At 39.1% G+C, this 18,547-nt stretch carries 16 protein-coding genes; 4 read left to right on the top strand and 12 right to left on the bottom strand.

All coding sequences use genetic code 11. From position 1 onward, the window contains the following. Positions 1–29: 29 nt before the first annotated feature. Positions 30–1,325, top strand: coding sequence for a prolyl oligopeptidase family serine peptidase (locus BUF13_RS05295; RefSeq protein WP_073570669.1), 1,296 nt, complete (start codon positions 30–32; stop codon positions 1,323–1,325). Positions 1,326–1,358: 33 nt separating this feature from the next. Here the strand turns inward: BUF13_RS05295 and BUF13_RS05290 are convergent, their stop codons facing one another. Both BUF13_RS05290 and BUF13_RS05285 read right to left on the bottom strand, forming a co-directional pair. Then, positions 1,359–1,565: a helix-turn-helix domain-containing protein gene (locus BUF13_RS05290; protein ID WP_073570668.1), complete on the bottom strand. Its 207-nt coding sequence runs from the start codon at positions 1,563–1,565 to the stop codon at positions 1,359–1,361. 3 nt (positions 1,566–1,568) lie between these two features. Continuing rightward, a complete protein-coding gene (locus tag BUF13_RS05285) occupies positions 1,569–2,102 on the bottom strand; it encodes a DUF2975 domain-containing protein (protein ID WP_073570862.1) in 534 nt (177 codons plus the stop codon). Between the two features lie 136 nt (positions 2,103–2,238). On the opposite strand from BUF13_RS05285, the gene BUF13_RS05280 reads away from it, so the two are divergent. Next, positions 2,239–3,324 carry a PA0069 family radical SAM protein gene (locus tag BUF13_RS05280; RefSeq protein WP_243839701.1) on the top strand — a complete coding sequence of 362 codons (1,086 nt, stop codon included), beginning with the start codon at positions 2,239–2,241 and terminating at the stop codon, positions 3,322–3,324. Positions 3,325–3,412: 88 nt separating this feature from the next. Continuing rightward, positions 3,413–4,975 carry a M61 family metallopeptidase gene (locus tag BUF13_RS05275; RefSeq protein ID WP_073570667.1) on the top strand — a complete coding sequence of 521 codons (1,563 nt, stop codon included), beginning with the start codon at positions 3,413–3,415 and terminating at the stop codon, positions 4,973–4,975. A gap of 43 nt (positions 4,976–5,018) precedes the next feature. On the opposite strand, the gene BUF13_RS05270 is transcribed toward BUF13_RS05275, so the two are convergent. The 5 genes from BUF13_RS05270 to BUF13_RS05250 all read right to left on the bottom strand — a co-directional run bounded on the left by BUF13_RS05270 (position 5,019) and on the right by BUF13_RS05250 (position 11,491). After that, positions 5,019–6,731, bottom strand: coding sequence for an amidohydrolase (locus BUF13_RS05270; protein WP_073570666.1), 1,713 nt, complete (start codon positions 6,729–6,731; stop codon positions 5,019–5,021). Between the two features lie 136 nt (positions 6,732–6,867). Further along, positions 6,868–9,522 carry a DUF7133 domain-containing protein gene (locus BUF13_RS05265; protein ID WP_073570665.1) on the bottom strand — a complete coding sequence of 885 codons (2,655 nt, stop codon included), beginning with the start codon at positions 9,520–9,522 and terminating at the stop codon, positions 6,868–6,870. Between the two features lie 176 nt (positions 9,523–9,698). Further along, complete coding sequence (locus BUF13_RS05260) at positions 9,699–10,073, bottom strand: hypothetical protein (protein WP_073570664.1); 375 nt, start codon at positions 10,071–10,073, stop codon at positions 9,699–9,701. A gap of 72 nt (positions 10,074–10,145) precedes the next feature. After that, positions 10,146–10,961: a DUF4349 domain-containing protein gene (locus BUF13_RS05255; RefSeq protein ID WP_073570663.1), complete on the bottom strand. Its 816-nt coding sequence runs from the start codon at positions 10,959–10,961 to the stop codon at positions 10,146–10,148. A 92-nt stretch (positions 10,962–11,053) separates the two neighbouring features. Continuing rightward, a complete protein-coding gene (locus BUF13_RS05250; protein ID WP_073570662.1) occupies positions 11,054–11,491 on the bottom strand; it encodes a GNAT family N-acetyltransferase in 438 nt (145 codons plus the stop codon). A 115-nt stretch (positions 11,492–11,606) separates the two neighbouring features. Between BUF13_RS05250 and BUF13_RS05245 the strand changes: the two genes are divergently transcribed. Beyond that, complete coding sequence (locus BUF13_RS05245; protein ID WP_073570661.1) at positions 11,607–12,575, top strand: helix-turn-helix domain-containing protein; 969 nt, start codon at positions 11,607–11,609, stop codon at positions 12,573–12,575. A gap of 95 nt (positions 12,576–12,670) precedes the next feature. Here the strand turns inward: BUF13_RS05245 and BUF13_RS05240 are convergent, their stop codons facing one another. From BUF13_RS05240 to mtaB, 5 genes are all read right to left on the bottom strand, one after another. Further along, positions 12,671–13,522: a DJ-1/PfpI family protein gene (locus BUF13_RS05240; protein ID WP_073570660.1), complete on the bottom strand. Its 852-nt coding sequence runs from the start codon at positions 13,520–13,522 to the stop codon at positions 12,671–12,673. Between the two features lie 12 nt (positions 13,523–13,534). Further along, positions 13,535–14,134: an NAD(P)H-dependent oxidoreductase gene (locus tag BUF13_RS05235; protein ID WP_073570659.1), complete on the bottom strand. Its 600-nt coding sequence runs from the start codon at positions 14,132–14,134 to the stop codon at positions 13,535–13,537. A 236-nt stretch (positions 14,135–14,370) separates the two neighbouring features. Beyond that, positions 14,371–14,970: a GNAT family N-acetyltransferase gene (locus tag BUF13_RS05230; protein ID WP_073570658.1), complete on the bottom strand. Its 600-nt coding sequence runs from the start codon at positions 14,968–14,970 to the stop codon at positions 14,371–14,373. Between the two features lie 2 nt (positions 14,971–14,972). Next, the gene (locus BUF13_RS05225; RefSeq protein ID WP_073570657.1) at positions 14,973–16,988 is read right to left on the bottom strand and encodes an alpha amylase C-terminal domain-containing protein; all 2,016 of its coding nucleotides are present in this window, start codon (positions 16,986–16,988) and stop codon (positions 14,973–14,975) included. 164 nt (positions 16,989–17,152) lie between these two features. Then, on the bottom strand, positions 17,153–18,472 hold the full coding sequence (mtaB, locus tag BUF13_RS05220; RefSeq protein ID WP_073570656.1) for a tRNA (N(6)-L-threonylcarbamoyladenosine(37)-C(2))-methylthiotransferase MtaB: 1,320 nt from the start codon (positions 18,470–18,472) through the stop codon (positions 17,153–17,155). Positions 18,473–18,547: the final 75 nt, after the last annotated feature.

Below are 18,547 nucleotides of genomic sequence, written 5' to 3'. Positions count from 1 at the left end.
AATCACTTATCTATAAACCTAACATAACCATGAAAAAAATCACTCTCTTTTTGGCCTTGTTGCTGGCATTCCAGTTTACCTGGGCCGAAGTTATTAATAAAGATTTTGACCCAAATCGAGAATATAAGCTGGTGGTCGAAGGCTTTGATTGGGGACCTGCTGTTAGCAAGGTAATTCTTAGAAATGAGCAGGAAATCAAAGATTTTTCACCTGCTGATTTTAAAGTTTTTGCAACCAGAAGTACTGAGGAAGGAGAAATTCCCGCCAGCCAAACCAATGGAGAAAGAAATGTAGTCTTTGCCTATACTTCCGATGCAGATGGAAATCGAGTAGATGCCGGAATGTTTATTACCTTGGTTCTAGAGGTCAGTCCGATTTTACCAATTGGATCCCCTTTTCAATACATGAGATCTGGAGGTAGAGGAGGAAACTTTTGGGTGAATTACTCACTAACTATTGTCCATAAAAAGAACAATCAGGTTTGGGATCAGAAAATAGGAAAGAAAATGCCATTGGTAGATGAGTATGATCTTAATGGGAAGTTTTCCAATGGTAATATTACCATGTCCTATGCCGCTTTTACCCCAAAATCAATTCAGGCTAAAGTTCCATTAATCATCTGGCTACATGGTGGTGGTGAAGGAGGAACGGACCCTACGATCCCTCTTTTGGGAAATAGAGCAGCCAATTATGCTTCTCCTGAAATCCAGGCTTTGTTTGGTGAAAGTGGAGCTTATGTTTTGGCTCCTCAAGCTCCAACTTTCTGGATGCAGGCAGCCGATGGCATGACTCGAGGAAATTCCGAGGATATTTATCATGAGGCTTTATTCGCATTATTCGAAGAATTTGTGGCTAAGAATCCTCAGATAGATACAGATAGAATCTATGTGGGGGGCTGTTCGAATGGAGGATATATGTCCTTAAAATTGATTTTGGAGCACCCTGATTATTTTGCAGCTGGATATATTTCCGCATTGGCTTACAGCAATGAATTTGTATCTGATGATCAGATCAAATCAATCAAGAATGTTCCTATCTGGTTTGTTCATTCAGAAGATGATAATACTACCAAACCTGATGAAACAGTCGTTCCACTTTATCATAGGTTGATGGATGCTGGTGCAAAAAATGTCCATTTTTCCTATTACAAACATGTGACAGATATAACAGGATTTTATGGTGGAGAGGATTATTATTATCCGGGCCATTGGTCTTGGATTTATTCCCATGCCAATACAGCCCGGAAAGATTTTCAGGGAAAACAGGTGTATTCTGAGGGCAGGCCTGTCACCATAATGGAATGGCTTGCAGAGCAAGAGAAATAAATTGAAAAAGAGGAGTTTAAAGCTCCTCTTTTTTTATTCTTCCCTAAACTCCAAAATATCTCCTGGTTGGCAGTCCAAAGCTTTGCAAATGGCTTCCAAAGTGCTAAATCGGACAGCTTTGGCTTTTCCGGTTTTTAAGATTGAAAGGTTGGAAAGTGTGACTTCTACTTTTTCGGATAGTTCATTAAGTGACATTTTTCGCTTTGCCATCATTACATCCAAATTTACAATGATAGGCATGGCTCAAATGGTTAATTCGTTTTCAGATTGAATTTCAATTCCTCTTTTGAAGACCTGAGAAATCACAAATAAGATAGCGGCCATAAAAAGAAATTCTGCTCTTCCGCTGATAAACTCCTGTAGGTTGGACAGGTCAACTCCAAATTTGGAAATCCATCGACTGAATGTGTATGCCCCATAGGAGAGAAGGCCAGTTGACAAGGCTAATTGGCTCATTTTGTATATGTGAGAATAGACTTCTTCTGTAAAAGGCTGTACCAATTTTAGCTTATTGAATATTTGGATTACCTGATACATGATGCTGGCTTTTAGCATCCAAATCACTATCACCCAGGATAGCATAAAATGGTAATACAATAGGTTGAATTCCATCAAGGAAGAAAGGTCCAAACTTAATCCTAAGTCAGCCGACGCTTGAGGGTTTATAAATACACTTACTAGATAAGAAATGATGATAGTACCGGTTTTGATACTGATTCCTATGTAAATGATCCAAGAAAATACCTGGAGTAGGGGAAGAGTTTTTTCAGCTTTCATTTTGTGAGATTTTTCAAATAAGGGAAAAAATTTATTGAAAAACAATAAATAAATATTGAATTGTAAAATTCACTTAATAAAAGAAACCGACAGTTTTTGTCTTCGAATACCCTTTTGAAGAAAAAATCCTTAAACTATGAAAGGTGCTTTTGACAAAATAATTGACATGGAAGGGGCTTATTTCAAGGGAAGAGGATCTCAGATTCAGACTGGGAACAAGTTTTTGGAAAGACGTTTGGTATTTGATCATATTGAAGGGCTTGATGAAGAATTGCTCTCTGTACCAAAGACGGAAGTGTTTTTGGAGCATCCCAAAACAATCGTCAATCCAGTCAAAAGCCCTGATATCCCTTTGGCCTTTTCCCTAAATCCCTATCAAGGTTGTGAGCACGGCTGTAGTTATTGCTATGCTAGGAATACGCATGAATTTTATGGGTTTACCGCAGGTTTGGATTTTGAAACGAAATTGATGGCCAAGCCAGAAGCGCCTATGCTTTTGGAAAAGTTTCTTTTGAATCCGAGGTGGAAAGTGGCTCCGATTTCTCTTTCCGGAAATACGGATTGTTATCAACCCTTAGAGAAAGAGATGAGGATTACTCGACAACTTTTGGAGGTATTTGCCCGGTATCAACATCCTGTAGGCTTGATTACTAAAAATAGCCTGATCCTCCGTGATTTGGATCTTTTGCAGGATCTGGCAAAAGAAGGGCTCGTTCAGGTTTTTATTTCTATTACTACATTAAATGAAGATCTAAGAAGGAAAATGGAGCCGAGGACTGCCAGTTCTATAAAGCGGATGAAAACTATTGAAGAACTTTCCAAAGTTGGGATTCCTGTTGGAGTCATGAATGCACCAATTATTCCAGGATTGAACCACCATGAGATTCCTTCTATTTTAAAATTAGCCTCTGAAAATGGTGCAATTGGAGCAGGAATGACTGCGATAAGGTTGAATGGGAAAGTGGGGGATGTTTTTTCAGATTGGCTGGAGAAAAATTTTCCTGATCGCCATCAGAAAGTAATGAATCAAATCGCCCAAATGCATGGAGGAGGAATCAATGATAGTCAATTTGGGAGGAGAATGAGAGGGGAGGGACCTATAGCAGGAATAATCCAACAATTATTTCGGCAGGCTCGCAAAAAGTACTTTGGAGATAAAGCTTTTCCAGAGTTTAATTTAAAGGCTTTTAGAAGAGGAGGGAATTTGAACCTTGGCTTTTGATTCATCATGAATCTCAAATTTGCCTTTTAAAAAACAGCATTGGTTCCAAAGTTTTGGTAGGTTTAGTTTTGTGCAAGAATCTCGACCTATGAATCAATTAATTAAACATCTATACAAAGGCTTTTTTAGCTTAATTACTCTTTTTAGCCTCTTTTTTTCTACGAATCTCTTTGCTCAGTCTCATCTGAATTATGAGATTTCATTTCCCGATCCAAGTTCTGGTTCTTACCGTGTAGAAATGAGAATTTCGGGCCTTTCAGCAAATGAATTGACTCTTCAAATGCCTCGATGGATGCCAGGATATTATCAATTGATGGATTATGGGAAAAATGTCCAAAATCTCAAGGCCTTTTCTCAGTCTGGAATAGAGTTGCCTGTTTCCCATGAGGATTTCTCCACCTGGACTATCTCAGGAATCAAATCTGAGACCTTGATTGTTCGATACGATATTCAAACTGTCAGAAAATTCGTGGCAACGAGCTTTGTTGACAAGGAGCATGCTTATATCGTTCCGACTAATTCTTGGCTTTATCCCAAAGGACGACTGGATTTGGCTCCTGAGCTGAAAGTAATTCTTCCTGATGGATGGGCTGACGTTGCCACTGGTTTGAAGGAAGAAGGGGCTTTGAGCTATTCTGCAGAAGATATGGATGTATTTTTTGATAGTCCTTTGCTTATTGGGAATTTGGAGGAGTTGCCGAGTTTTGAAGTTGCAGGAGTAAAGCATCGATTTTTAGCACATCAGATTGGAGAGTTCGATAAGCAAGATTTTATCAACCGACTTCAAAATTCATTGGAAGCTTCCGTAGAATTGATGGGAGATATTCCTTTTGAAGAATATACATTTATCTCAATTGGGCCAGGTAGAGGCGGAATTGAGCATTTGAACAACACGACTTTCAGTTTGGATGGAAATCAACTTCAATCCGAAGGGGCTGTCAATGGAGCAATTGCTTTTTTGACTCACGAATACTATCATCATTACAATGCGAAGCGGATCCGTCCAGTAGAATTGGGTCCATTTGATTATCAAAAAGCGAATAGAACAACTCAATTATGGGTGAGTGAGGGCTTGACAGTTTATTACGAGTATATTTTGATGAGACGCTCTGGAGTCATCAATGACGAACAGTTCCTTTCCTATTTTGCTGATTTGATTACCCGATACGAAAATGATGAAGGAAAGAGTTTTCAATCATTGGAAGAGTCTAGTTACAGGACATGGGATGAAGGACCTTTTGGGCAGCAAGGAACGGCTCAGGATACGACAATCACCTATTATGAAAAAGGTCCTGTATTAGGTCTTTTGCTTGATTTTGCAATCAGAAATGCTTCGGATAACCAACAATCCTTGGATGATGTCATGCGCTTTATGTACAATCATTATTACAAGGACTTGGGAAGAGGTTTTACGGATGCTGAGATCCGTGAAGCTTGTGAAAATGCTGCCGGAATGCCTTTGGGAGAACTGTTTGATTATTTGCAAACCACCAAAGTTTTGGATTATCAGAAATACCTTCAAATGGCAGGTTTGGACCTAGAAAAATCTAAAGTAGATGGGAAAGATAAATTCACCATTGTTCGGAGCTCAGATACCAATGAAAAGCAATCAAAGATTTATAAAGAATGGACAGAAGGAAATTCACATTGACATTTCCTTCCGTCTAATTTTTTTCAAAAAGGGATAAGAAATGTTATTCCCTTTTGAATATGCTGTTTCCTTCTTTGATGGTTTCCATCACTTGAATGTCCTTGATAGTCAGTGGATCAACTTTTAATGGGTTTTGGTCCAAAATAACCAAGTCAGCAAGCTTTCCTGGACTCAAGGTTCCTTTACTACCTTCTTCGAAATGCTGCCAAGCACTCCAGGAAGTGATACATTGTAAAGCTTCATAAGGGGTCAACTTTTCATTTTCACCCATGACTGTCCCGCTTCTACTTTGTCTATTGACGGTCGTCCAAAGAATCATCATCAGATTTGGTAGTGCTACAGGAGCGTCTGTATGACTAGTCACATGAATCCCCTTGGTTAAAGCTGATTTAATCGGGCTGATTTTTTGAGCTGCTTCCGGTCCGATGATTTCCTTGTACCAATCTCCCCAATAAAAAGTATGCATAGGGAATAGAGAGGCCACCATGTCATATTTAGCCAAGCTGTCAAGTTGGTCTTGTCGAATGAGTTGTCCATGGATCAAAACAGTTCTTCGATCCTCATTTCCGAATTTTTGGGATGAATTGCCGACTGCTTTGATCAATTGATCTGCCGCTGCATCCCCATTGGTATGGGCAAGAAGTTGCCAGTTGCTCTCATACGCCAAATCAACGATTCGCTGAACCTCTGAATCTTCTGGAATAGCAGGGTAGCCGCTGTATCCTTCTTTTTGACCATCTGGAGGAAGTAGATATGGAGTAGTTCTCCAAGCTGTCCTTCCTTGAGGTGAACCATCAAGTGTGAGCTTCAAGCCACCGATTCGATAATGATTGTCGTAGTCCTTGCTGTTCCATTTAGATTCCATGTATTGAGGGAATGCATAGTCGATATAGCTTACGACATCTATTTTGAGTTTCCCTCTATCGGCATAATTGGCTAAAAGCTCATGATTGCTCATAGCTCTTCCTTCTTGGGCAGTGGTGTATCCATAGCTTGCTGCCATTTCTTGACCTTTATCCAAATAAAAGTCAGCAATATCCGAGGAGGATGGAGTTAAGACTTTTAGCATACTTGGTATTGCTGCCAATTCCTCAAGAACTCCATTTGGTGTTTTTCCATCTGGTTCTCTCCGAATTACTCCACCTTTCGGATTTGGGGTAGAGGCAGTGATGTCAAGTATTTCTAAGCCTTTTGTATTGACTACAGCAAAATGACCTGAAATGTGAGAAACCATCACAGGAAGAGAATCATTGACCAAATCCAAATCATGTCTTGTAGGGAATCGGTTTTCTTTCAGTACTGCATCATCAAAGCCTAATCCAAATATCCATCCATTTGTTTTATCGATTCCGGTTTCTGAATACCAGGTTTTTAGGGTTTCAATCAATGTGGGAATATCATTGACATTTCCATCAGGGCTTGCTAATAAATTGGCGGTAATAGCCTGAGCTCCGAAATTGTAAAAATGAGCATGTCCGTCAATAAATCCAGGAACTAGTGTTTTCCCTCCCAAATTTACCATTTGATGTCCAGGGCCAGCTTCTTTCATAGCCTTTGCACTAGATCCAACAAAAAGGATTTTTCCATCTTTTTCAACCAAAGCTTCTACATATTCTGGAGTTTCACCCTCCATGGTAATGATGTCTCCTCCAAAATAAACTGTAGCAGGACTCTCTGCTTCCAAATTCTCAGTAGGAGAACTGCATGCCATTAATATCCCAAGTAAGATTGGAGTTAAATAAGTGGTATGTCTCATGGTCTTGTTTTGAAAAGTGGGGTAAAAAATAAAAGACTTTACATACCAATTTACCAAAAATATAAGAAGATGGACTTAGTATTAAGCAAAAAGGCCTTCCAAAATGAAAGGCCTTTTAAAACTATTACTGAATTTCTTATTTCTGTGACTGAAGGTAAGAAACCAAGGAAGCTAATTCCTCATAAGAAAGGGAATTTGCCAACCCTGGAGGCATCATGGAGTTTTCTAACTCTTTTCTTTCCTTGATATTGCTTTTGCTCAATTTGGTCGGGTTACCTGCAATGTCTTGAAGAACAATTTCATCGGCGTTTTCACCGGTTACAAAGCCCATGTAGGTTTTACCATCATTTGTTTGAACTTGTACAGTTGCAAAACCTTGAGAAATGGAAGCATTAGGCTTCAAGATAGATTCTGTAATCTGAGAACGGTTCATGATAGATCCAATCTGACCCATGAATGGACCTTTCAATGGCTGACCTTTTTCGACACTGTGACAAGCCACGCAACCTTGGCTAGTAAATAAAGCTTTTCCTTTCACAGGATCGCCTTGGATGTTTTCTACAGCTATGATTACATCTTCGATTGATGCTTCACCCACCTGACCTTTTTTGTTTTTGATGGATTCAAGATCAATGGTGTTCTCTACTACAGTCAATTCAGAAGCTCCATCACCGAATTCAGTAATATCCATTCTGTTTTTCTCATTCAAATCTGCGAAGTACATTTTGCCAGCGGCGTCATCCAATCCATTCCATTCTTCCATCAAGAAAGCCTTGATTTTTGGAGACTCTGACCAATCTACAGCTTTGTAGTAAGGACCATGTGTGTCAGGACGGGTTCCCCACCACCAATCGCCAGCGTAAGGAGCTTCTTCTTTATATAATCTTGAGATAGTTGAAAGGATTTCAACTTTCAATGCCTTGTCTTCAGTGTTTTTATAAGCTTCGATCAAACCATCCACAGCTTTTGGATCATGCATGTATTTCAGTGCCCAAAGAGCCAATTTGGAATGATCTGTTCCAATTGCGTCTACAGCTGCATCTACAGCCCCGATTTCTACCAAAGACTGAACAGCGATATGAGGAAGTACAATTGCTGAATTTGGAGTAGCATGCGGTCCTTCTGTTCCTTTTTCTGGTTCTACAAAAGTGCTTGGAACTGCCACTGCAAGAAGTGCTTCAGCTGCTTCCGGATTTCCGATTCTACCTAAACCAACGATTGCAGCGGATTTCACACGGTCATTAGGGTCAGTAACACCTTCTACAAATGGGTCTAAAGGAACACCTTGAAGACATGTTTTACGATCAGCCAAAGCACGTAATGCAAATTCTCTGATTTTATCCTCTTCGGTTAAGCTTAAAAGTTCACCATTTCCGTCAGTACAAGTTGCCTGAGCGTAAGTATAAATACCTGCTACTCTTGCCTCTAAAGGTAAGGTCTTATCCAAAGCAACTCGCAAAGCAATTTTACCCGCTTCTTGGGGAAATCTAGCCAGTAACTCTTGCTGAGCGGCCAATCTTGCCACAGAACTTTGCGCTTTCAACTGTTCTCCTAATTCTTCTGCGCTTGCAGCTTTCAAATCGATGAAAGGTTCATAAACAAAGCCTTTTGGCTCAACTTTGACTACATATCCTTTATCCGGAGAACCGTTATATCCAGCTCCATCCCACGCCGCAAGGAACATTCTACCGCTCGCATCCACATCGATATCCGTGATTTGTGGCAATTTGATAAACTCCTCGACGTCCTGAGTAAAGCTTGGTCCATCCATGGTGACACGGTGGATATACAATTGGCTTCGTCCCCAATCCGCCATCATTGGAGTATGGTTGTATTTAGCAGGCCATCTGTAATCATCCATGAAATAACTACCGGTACCAGAACCACCTCCGACATCAACTAATGCAGGGATGATTTCATTGGTGAAGTTTTTGAAATAGTTTGGATACCCGAATTCACCAGACTGCGTGTAGTGGATAAATCTAACATTCCATCCACCACCGTCATTGGTATTCCCTCTGGTATAGATGTTCATAAATGGGTCAATCGCCACATCATAGATGTTTCTTGTTCCATGGGCATAGACTTCCATTTCTGTTCCATCAGGGCGAACTCTCACGATTCCACCGCCCAGCATGGTCATTTTTTTACCAGTTCGGTCGGTTGCTTCATGGAAACCAAAGTCTCCAACAGCGATATAAATCCAACCGTCTATCCCCATTCTGATTCCATTGGTTGCATGGTCAGTTCCTCTGGAAGTCAATGGCTCTAAAGAGCAAATATTTTTAATCAATGGCTGCGATGGGCCGTCCGCAACTCCGTCATTGTCTTTGTCTTCAAAAACAACCAAGTCCATTCCTGTCGCGATACCGGTTTCTTCAGAGAAAACAGTATGCAAAACGAAGACTTGATCTCTCATGGCGATGATGCCACGGGGATTATCCACTTTGGCAAAAGTGGTATGGGAGTCTAGGGTACCATCATTGTCAGCATCAATCAATTTGACGATGCTTCCTTTTCCAGGAGTTTTTCCCAAAGAGCCAATCATATCTACACCCACGAAGACCTCTCCATTGGCTGAAACTGCCAAAGCAGCTGGGCTTGGTACCAAATCAGGTCCTGCGAGATTGGTAAATACCAAATCGGTACTATCTGTGGTTGAGGTGATGTCTGAATTGAAATAGGACTTCAATTCGGCAAAATCTGCTGTTTTAGGTTTGTTGTTACCCGTACAAGCAATAGCAAGTAATGCTGCTCCTGCCAGAAGGGTATTAGGTTTGAACTTAAGCATTGAAACAGAAAAGTAATTGAATATTTAATGAATTGTCTATCGACAAATATATTGGAATCCTAGGGCACCAGACTAATTTTTATGAATTGCTTTGCCTATTCGGTGGAAAAAATGGATAAATGGAATAATTAAATGAACGTTTGCAGAAATAGAAGGACTATTCTCGGGCTTTCCTCTTAAATAGCCTGTACATAGGAGGTAATTGATTTCACTTTTTTGAATGAGGCACTTGAAAAAATATAGAAATCCGCAAAGCCATACTGACTTCCATCCTTCATTTTCATTTTTCCATTAACAGCCGCGGATTTTCCATGGGTGACGATTTGAAATATCTCCAGTTCGGATGCTGGATTGGAAATCATTTGGCTCAATGATTCCAAGAACTCCTTTTTACCATCGATTGTAATGTCGCCTACCAAAGTCCATTGGATATCCTCATCCAAAAATGGCTCGACTTTATTGAGTTCATAGCCTACAAATGCGATCGTTAGATCAGCGATCAGTTTGTTTTTAGGAGAGTTTCCGCAATCGGAAGGAATGTTGGTTTTCATATTTTGGGAGCGTTACCTTGAATTTACGGAACAATCCTTAAACCAATCCAAAACCTCTTTAGAATAAATAGCCTAGGACTTTTTCTTCTTTTTCGAATACCAGATAATTCCATAAATCATAATCACCATAACCAATATAAATGGCCAAATATTGGTCAAAACCACAAAGAAGTATATGAAGTTATTCCAGCCATTGACAAATCCATTTTTAAACTTTTTACCAAACTCATTCTCTTTGGATGACCTTTGAATTAATGTGAGAGTTAAAGTTGAAAATGAAACTCTATTTTGTAGATAATTCAATCTTCCTTCTATGGATTCTATCTCAGATCTTAATTGACCAATCTGCCGTTCAATTTCAAGCATATCACTTACAGAGTCAGCCTTTTTTAAAAGCTCCAAATAGCGCGTTTCCAATTCTTTTTTTGTCTTGAGCCTAGCCTGCACATCCAAAAATTCCTCAGTAACGTCTCTGACATTGATTTCTTTGGATTCGAATTTTTCTACACCTTTTGTGGCCTCCGAGAGGAAGTAATCAAAATTTTCAGAGGGGATCCTAACGGTAATGGTATTTCGTAATTCCTCGGAATAATTGAATTCCTCATCTGAAGAAATGTAAGCCTTGTATTTGTTGACGGCTTGCAAAATCTTGGCTCTGGAAGTTTCTATGTCAGATGTTTCAAAGCTAACTCTTCCTTCCGTGATCAGCTTTCTTTCAATTTGATCTATTGGTTCTGAAGTGGGTTCAGTGGCTGGATCTAAATATTCTGCCTCAGCTAAATTAGAGACTCCTTCTTCACTAGCATAATTGAATGAACCTGAATTTCCTGAACAACTAAGGATTGTAAAAAGGAAAATGACGTAAAAATTCTTAGCAAAATAGATCATGGGCTCCCAGTTTGTTGAATATCCAACGAACGTAGAGACTAATATTCTATTGGGTTAACCTATTGATTTTTAACCTTTTTTATAATTTGACTTTAAGGAGCTTTTGTCCAAAGCCAAGCATCTCCGATTTCATGGTCTTGGATAATTTCGGTAAAGACAAAATCGTTTTTCTCCAAAATGCGCGTGGAAGCATTTTTTTCAGGGGCCGTTTTAGCAATGATAGTAATTTCGGGATTCTCCTCTAAAGCGATTTCAATTAGGCTTTTACATGCAAATGAGGCAATTCCTTTTCCTTCAAATTCTTCAAAAGTCCAATAGGCCAGTTCCACTTTTCCTTCTTGGGGTTTACCTGTAAAGCCGCAACTACCGACCAATTTATCCTGATCCAAAATGGCATAGCCTACCCATGGCTGATTAAATCCAATGGTAGGATAGTAGCCTTCATAGATTTCCAAAAGTTGTTTTCCTGTCGGATTATTAAAAATTTCAGATTGAGAATCTATTTCTGGTTGAATAATTTGAAGTTTCATGATTGTGGATTTTTATTCAGATGCTCTATTTATTTGATTGAATTAATAATTTAGGACGTTGATTCTCATGATATTCAAATTTCCTTACTTTGTGAAAAGTATCCAAAAAACCTAAATGAGTTCTGAAATTACCCGTATAACTTTTCCTATGGAAAGCCCTGATCTTTGGTTTGATCAATTGGCAAAAGAAGGAGTTGGAGAAAAGATTGGGGAAAAGTTTGTCCTAAACTCCCTTTTTGGATTGGGAGAACTCGAATATTTTATTTTTCAGGATGGTTTTTGGGCACAGCAAATGGATTTTAATCTAAAAAAGCCACTTAGGTTATCCATCCTTGAGCAAAAGAGCAATCACCTATTTAATATCAATTTTTATCTCAGCAATTCACAGGTGAGTCATCAGGTTGGTGAGAAGATTTTTGAATTCAATTTTGATAGTGTTAGTGTTATTTTAATTTCCTCAAGTGCTGCTTCATTTCTTGAGTTTCCAGCAAATGATCAGATAAAATTATTTCAGGTTGGATTTACCAAAGAATGGTTAATGGACAATGTGTTTGGAGAAAGAAGCCCTGAATTAAAATCTTACTTCTCTAAGGAAGAGCCGATTTATTTCTCAGAAGGAATGGATTTTAAATTCAAATATCTCATTGAGGAATTGGATATAAAAACATCCAGTCGATTGCAGTTATTTTCAGGTTGTCTTCAGCTCTTAAATCATTTCTTTGAAAAATTAGAATTGAGAGATCTTAAAGCTAGTAAGCCAACTAATGTACATCCAGATGATTTCGATAGACTCAAAAAGCTTCAGGGTAAACTGGATATGGATCCATTGGAAGATATATCAGTTGAAGAAATGGCAGATTTAGTCACAATGAGTCTTTCAAAATTCAAGCGATTGTTTAACCAAGTATTTGGCGTGACACCTCATAAGTACCTGTTTAAGAATAAAATGGAAGTCGCTCGCCAGATGTTATCCGAGAAAAAATATTCTATTTCTGAAACTGGATATTTAATCGGCTATTCGAATCTCAGTCAATTTTCGAAAGCTTTCAAAGGGGAGTTTGGTGTCCTGCCTAGTGAAATTTAGTCTAGTAATAACTACTTATATTTGAAATAGTTAAGCCCGAAAGATTTCTTCCGGGCTTTTTTATAGGGTAGAGAGCAAACTCGTTTAAAAATCACTTATAAGGAGTTTAGAATAGCTTCAGCAGCCACTTGTCCTAGTTTATTTGCAGCTTTGGGACTATCTCCTGTGATTACTTTTCGATCAATCTCAACAGCTCCATTTGCACTTTTATTCACGATTTTAACACCCAATTCATTTAGCTTTTCTCCAAAATACCAAGGCATTTTTCCGGGTAGATAGCCGGTGGGAGGAAGAATCTTGTCTAAACTATCGGGGAAGGCAGCGATTTGATACCCATCTAAAAGGTATCTATTATTTTCGCTTTTGGCAGCTAGAAAAGCTGCAGGGCCATGACAAATAGAAACCAGAAACTTATCATTTTCTAAACCCCAATTGATAGCTGAACCAACATCTTTATTGGTAGGTAAGTCTATGACTGCTCCGTGACCACCTGGGATGAAAATCCCAACGTATTTGGAAAGGTTCTCGGGGTTTTCCATGATCCTGTTCAGTGAAAGTGGAGCATCCATCTGAGGTTTCAATTTTCCAAAAAGATCCATAACCGCTTTATCCTCAAGTGGGAGAGCCCATTCTTCGATTTTCATAGCTTTGCCGGTAGGAGTCGCAATGTCAATTCCAAAACCTGCATTTTGAAAATGCAAAATGGGAAGGAAGGTTTCTACTGGATGATTCCCGGTTAAGAAATTCTTTCCATTTTTCATTTCCAATAGATCTTCCTCAGTTCCGATTACCAATATCTTTTGACTTTTGGAGTCAGCAGATTTTTGGAATTTGATAGCTTTGAAATCAGTTGTATTTTCTACGGCCATTTTTAAGGCAAGCTTGGAAGGAGAAAATACTCCTTTCCGAACTTCCGTTGGATTAGCTCCAATTAACTTGCAAAACATAAATTTGAAGTGTTATAGTGAGATGATTACATCCTCAGCAGCTCTTCTGCTTTTAGGAGTTACTTCAACTCTATTTCTATCTTCCTCAGAGTGGTATCCAACTGCGAGTGCTAAAATTGGCTTATAGCTTTTATGGTTTAGAATCTCCTGATATTTATCACCTTCAATTCCTTCCATTGGAGTAGAGTCAAGTCCCATTGCCACGCAAGCACTCAATCCTACACCTAGTGCAATGTAAACTTGCTTAGCAAACCAGTTTTTCAGTTCAGATTCTGGAAGGGTTTTTCTGATAGAGTTGTACCAGTCAACCAGTCCTTGAGGCAAAGAAGATTCAACTACTTTTTGGAATTCATCCAAATCATCTGCTACACTGAATACCACCAATAAATTAGCTTGGTTGATTTTTTCTTCATTGTGAAGTGAAACTTTCGCTAACTCAGCCTTGAGTTCAGGATTCTCTATAAATGTGAATTGCCAAGGTTGAATATTGATAGAGGATGGAGCAAGTCTCAAAACCTCCTTAAGGTTTTCAATATGTTCTTTTGGGATTTGCTTACTGGAGTCAAATCTTTTAGTAGCGTATCGTTGATTTGCTAATTCTACTACTTTCATGGTATTGTCGATTAAACGAGAGAAGTCTCTCTCAGAGATGGAAAATGTATCTGTCTTTTAATTAAAATTGTAAGCGCCTTCGATGAAACTTACGATACAAAATTACCATGTCAACCAATTTGGGAATAACCCAAAAAGTTTGATCAATGACCCTAAAAGTTCAAATCAAATAAAAGTTAATAAAGAATTAAGCCTACTAGGTTTTAAGAGTAGAATAGGGCAAGGAAATTTTAAAATTAGGTGAGTTTGCCCCTCAATACATGTTTTACATGCTTTTCCCACTCTGGTTTTAAAATGCTTAATAGCACCGCATCAGTTCGTCCTTTTCCATCCAAAGAAGGAAAGATGCCTCGGAAAACTCCTTCTTTTTTGCAACCGACACTTTCCATGGCGGCTATACTTCTGAGATTTTCAGAATAGGCTGCAAGACCTATACGTTCGGCTCCCATTTTTTCGAAAGCAAATTGAAAAAGTAAATATTTGCAATGCTTGTTGAGGCCTGTTCCTCTAAACCTTTCCCCATACCAAGTGTAGCCCAATCGAATGGATTGGATATTGGGTGAGATTTCGCAATATCTCGTGCATCCAGCGTACTGGTTGGTCTGCTTGTCAAAGACAATGAAGGGATATTCCTTTTGATTATGCCTTTGGTTGATAGCCCCTGCGATATAATTTCTCAGTTTTTTCTCACCATTTCCTTTTATAAAGGAGTAATTCCAGATATCTGGCTCATTTGCTATTTCCAACAAGTCTGAAACATTGTCAATTTGAAGAGGACTCAATTTGACTCTTTCATCTTCTAGGATGTAATCTTTATTGAAATCAAAATCGAACATGATTAATTGATCTTCTTCAATACCATCGCTGCTCGATTGGGAAGGTAAACATGGATGTTCGACTTTTCATCAGTGGAATAGTTGATGTCCATATCCAGCCTTTCGAATCCCCCGAACCTTTTCTCATCTGATTCTAAAATGATTTTATATTCTCCTCCTTCCGGCAAAGGAATTGGGTATCCGAAATAGGACTCGGTAGGGTGGAAAGAGAAAATAAAAATCAAGTCCGCTCTTTGGTAGGCAAGAATTTTTTTATCCGGATCCAAATACAATTGAATCGCTGGTGGAGAAGCCGGGATTTTGTAATTGTTTGCCAAACCAATTATTTCCTTGTCCCATTCATTAAGTTGTTGGTAGCGCAAATGTTCTGTGTCCACTAGTGACCATTGCCTACGGGCATATTGATAGCTCCAATTATTTCCTTCTCTAGGAAAATCCACCCATTCAGGATGTCCAAATTCATTTCCAATAAAATTGAGATATCCCTCTCCACCAAGCGTTAGGGTGATCAACCTGATCATTTTATGAAGAGAGATCCCTCTATCGATGGTAAGGTTTTGCTGAAGGACTGACATAGAAAAGTACATTTCCTTATCCATGAGCCAGAATGCAATGCTTTTGTCTCCCACCAAGGCCTGGTCATGACTTTCTGCATAGGCAATTGATTTTTCCTTTGCTGGACGATTGGTGAGCTCGTGCCATATTTCGAACATGTCCCACTCCTCATCTTTCTTATGCTTGAGAGTTTTGATCCAAAAGTCAGGAATCCCCATGGCTAGCCTGAAATCAAAACCGAGGCCTCCATCATCGACTTGGCGGCAAAGTCCGGGCATTCCGCTCACTTCTTCTGCGATCGAAATTGCCTTTGGCTTCACTTCATGGATGACAGTATTTGCTAGTTGAAAATATAGAACAGCATCCTCATCTACTCCTTCGTTGAAATAGCTTTCGGCACTTTCGAATCCAGCATGACCATGATGTTTGTAAAGCATGGATGTGGCACCATCGAATCGGAAGCCATCGAAATGAAACTCATCCAACCAATACCGGATATTTGAAAGTAGGAATTGCTGGACTTCCCATTTGCCGTAATCAAACAATTTGGAGTCCCAGCCTTCATGGTAACCTCTTTCTCCAGGATGAAAATATTGATGATTACTACCATCAAATTCATTGAGACCTTCATTGACATTTTTCACAGCGTGTGAATGAACAATATCCATGATGACAGCTATTCCCATCGAATGTGCTGTGTCAATTAGAGCTTTTAATTCCTCTGGTGTCCCAAATCGGGAAGAAGGTGCAAAGAAGTTGGAAACATGATATCCAAAAGAGCCATAATATGGATGCTCCATTACTGCCATGAGCTGAATGGCATTGTATCCTCCAGCTTTGATTCTAGGCAAAATTTCTTGAGTGAATTCATGATAGGTTCCGACTCCTTCTTTTTCTAATGCCATTCCAACATGACACTCATATATTAAAGGCATTTGTGTTGACGCAGTGGGATCAAAGTTTTGATCTTTCCATTCATAGGGAGTTTCAGGAAACCAGAGTTGGCCCGAAAAATCATGAGATGCCTCATCTTGGACTACTCGTGTGATGTAAGCAGGAATCCTATCCAAAGCTGATCCGTTTTCACCAACTACATGAACTTTGATCTTACTCTCATGGATAAAGCTGTCTTTGTAATCATGGTAAGGGAGGAATATCTCCCAGTCACCTCTTCGGTTTTTCTTTAAAGGATGAGAGTAACGATCCCAATTATTGAAATCTCCCATCAAGTATAGTTGCTGGGCGGCAGGTGCCCATTCACGATAAGTCCAACCTTTTCGGATTGGCTCATAGTGCACTCCATAGTATTGATGGAAATTGGCAAATTCCAAAATACTCCCAAACTCATTTTCAATATGAAATTTGGCAGAGTGGAATCGGTCGATTCTTGCCTGGACAGCCTTTTCAAAGCCTTCCAGCCAAGGTTCGTCTTTAATTAAAACAGGGATGTTTTTTTTACTCACAAAAATTGAATTTTACCTCTGTTGAATTTATGAAAAATTGACAGGAATGAAATCGAGTAGTCTTAAATCTTTAAAAGATTCTTTTCTCAATGCAATAAACAGCTTTAAATGAAAAAAGGAAACAGAGTAAATTCCATTTCCTTTTCTTTTTGATTTAGGTTATATCAGTGTTTTTCGTAGATGAATTCTGGTTCTAAAACCTCAACATTTCCGGAGTCATTGATGTAATCCAATGTGACTTGTTTGGTTTCATTGATTAGCATGGGATCATATTTGGCAGCCACTCGGATGTAGTTTTCTGTAAAGCCGTGCATTTTGCCATCTTCAACATCTTCCTCAAATAAGACCGTGTAGGTTTTGCCAAGGTTCTCTTCATAGAACTTTCTTCTTTTCTTTTCAGAAAGGATTCTCAGCATTTTGGATCTTTCGTTTCGCTTTTTCATAGGAACGATTCCATCCATTTCAGTTGCTCGAGTATTTGCTCTTTCGGAATAGGTAAATACATGGAGATAAGAGATGTCAAGTTCATTCAGGAAATTGTAAGTCTCCAAGAAAAGCTCATCTGTTTCACCTGGGAAACCAACAATCACATCTACTCCGATACAAGCCTGAGCCATCAAGGTTTTGATCTTGGATACTCTATCCTCATAAAGCTCCCTCAAGTACCTTCTTCCCATTCTCCTTAATATAGTGTTGGATCCAGATTGAAGAGGGACGTGGAAGTGAGGCACAAATCTCTTGGAATGAGATGCGAAAGTGATGATTTCGTTTGTCAGCAAATTTGGTTCGATAGAAGAGATTCTGAATCGATCAATTCCTTCCACATTGTCCAAGGCAAAAACCAAATCAGCAAAACGCTCATTCCTTTTTCCCTCCACTATTCCGAAGTCCCCGATGTTTACACCGGTTAGCACGACTTCTTTGACGTCAGTACCTGCAATTTCTCTGGCAGATTCCAAAACAGACTCAATGGTGTTACTTCTGCTTTTTCCTCTAGCCAATGGAATAGTACAAAAAGCACAGCCATAATTGCAACCATCCTGAACTTTTAGAAACGTTCTAGTCCTATCATTAATAGAGTATGCATTATTGAAAGACTTTGCTTCTGTGATTTCACTCGACAAGACTTTAGCATCCTGCTCTTTGGCAAAATCTCCCAATAGTTCGATCAGTCGAAATTTTTCAGCAGCTCCCAAGACCGCATCAACTCCTTTGATATCAGAAATCTCTTTTGGCTTGAGCTGAGCATAGCAGCCAATAATAGCGACATAAGAATTAGGGGAGATCTTTTTGGCCTCCTTGACGATCTTCTTACATTTTTTATCAGCATTCTCCGTTACAGAGCAAGTGTTGATAATGAAAATGTCTGGATTTTCCTGAAAATCGACTTTCAGAAACCCCTTTTCTTCAAATTGTCTACTAATAGTGGATGTTTCTGAGAAATTCAGTTTACAACCCAGTGTATAAAAGGCTACCTTTTTCACAATTTTCCTCCTGATTTTGAGAATGCAAAGGTAATCAAACTTGTTTTGTTTTCAATTTTCCAATAATCTGGGTGA

It is taken from the genome of Algoriphagus zhangzhouensis, from assembly GCF_900148515.1.
Taxonomy (GTDB): Bacteria; Bacteroidota; Bacteroidia; order Cytophagales; family Cyclobacteriaceae; genus Algoriphagus; species Algoriphagus zhangzhouensis.
Note: the sequence above shows the minus strand (reverse complement) of the source record. Positions and strands in the feature narration are given on the sequence as shown.

What these genes read in the sequence shown, in the direction of transcription:
- BUF13_RS05275 (WP_073570667.1), top strand. Translation starts at nt 3,413, where the DNA reads ATGAATCAATTAATTAAACATCTATACAAAGGCTTTTTTAGCTTAATT.
- BUF13_RS05265 (WP_073570665.1), bottom strand. Translation starts at nt 9,522, where the DNA reads ATGCTTAAGTTCAAACCTAATACCCTTCTGGCAGGAGCAGCATTACTT.
- BUF13_RS05260 (WP_073570664.1), bottom strand. Translation starts at nt 10,073, where the DNA reads ATGAAAACCAACATTCCTTCCGATTGCGGAAACTCTCCTAAAAACAAA.
- BUF13_RS05255 (WP_073570663.1), bottom strand. Translation starts at nt 10,961, where the DNA reads ATGATCTATTTTGCTAAGAATTTTTACGTCATTTTCCTTTTTACAATC.
- BUF13_RS05285 (WP_073570862.1), bottom strand. Translation starts at nt 2,102, where the DNA reads ATGAAAGCTGAAAAAACTCTTCCCCTACTCCAGGTATTTTCTTGGATC.
- BUF13_RS05245 (WP_073570661.1), top strand. Translation starts at nt 11,607, where the DNA reads ATGAGTTCTGAAATTACCCGTATAACTTTTCCTATGGAAAGCCCTGAT.
- BUF13_RS05250 (WP_073570662.1), bottom strand. Translation starts at nt 11,491, where the DNA reads ATGAAACTTCAAATTATTCAACCAGAAATAGATTCTCAATCTGAAATT.
- BUF13_RS05295 (WP_073570669.1), top strand. Translation starts at nt 30, where the DNA reads ATGAAAAAAATCACTCTCTTTTTGGCCTTGTTGCTGGCATTCCAGTTT.
- BUF13_RS05240 (WP_073570660.1), bottom strand. Translation starts at nt 13,522, where the DNA reads ATGTTTTGCAAGTTAATTGGAGCTAATCCAACGGAAGTTCGGAAAGGA.
- BUF13_RS05235 (WP_073570659.1), bottom strand. Translation starts at nt 14,134, where the DNA reads ATGAAAGTAGTAGAATTAGCAAATCAACGATACGCTACTAAAAGATTT.
- BUF13_RS05280 (WP_243839701.1), top strand. Translation starts at nt 2,239, where the DNA reads ATGAAAGGTGCTTTTGACAAAATAATTGACATGGAAGGGGCTTATTTC.
- BUF13_RS05230 (WP_073570658.1), bottom strand. Translation starts at nt 14,970, where the DNA reads ATGTTCGATTTTGATTTCAATAAAGATTACATCCTAGAAGATGAAAGA.
- BUF13_RS05290 (WP_073570668.1), bottom strand. Translation starts at nt 1,565, where the DNA reads ATGCCTATCATTGTAAATTTGGATGTAATGATGGCAAAGCGAAAAATG.
- BUF13_RS05270 (WP_073570666.1), bottom strand. Translation starts at nt 6,731, where the DNA reads ATGAGACATACCACTTATTTAACTCCAATCTTACTTGGGATATTAATG.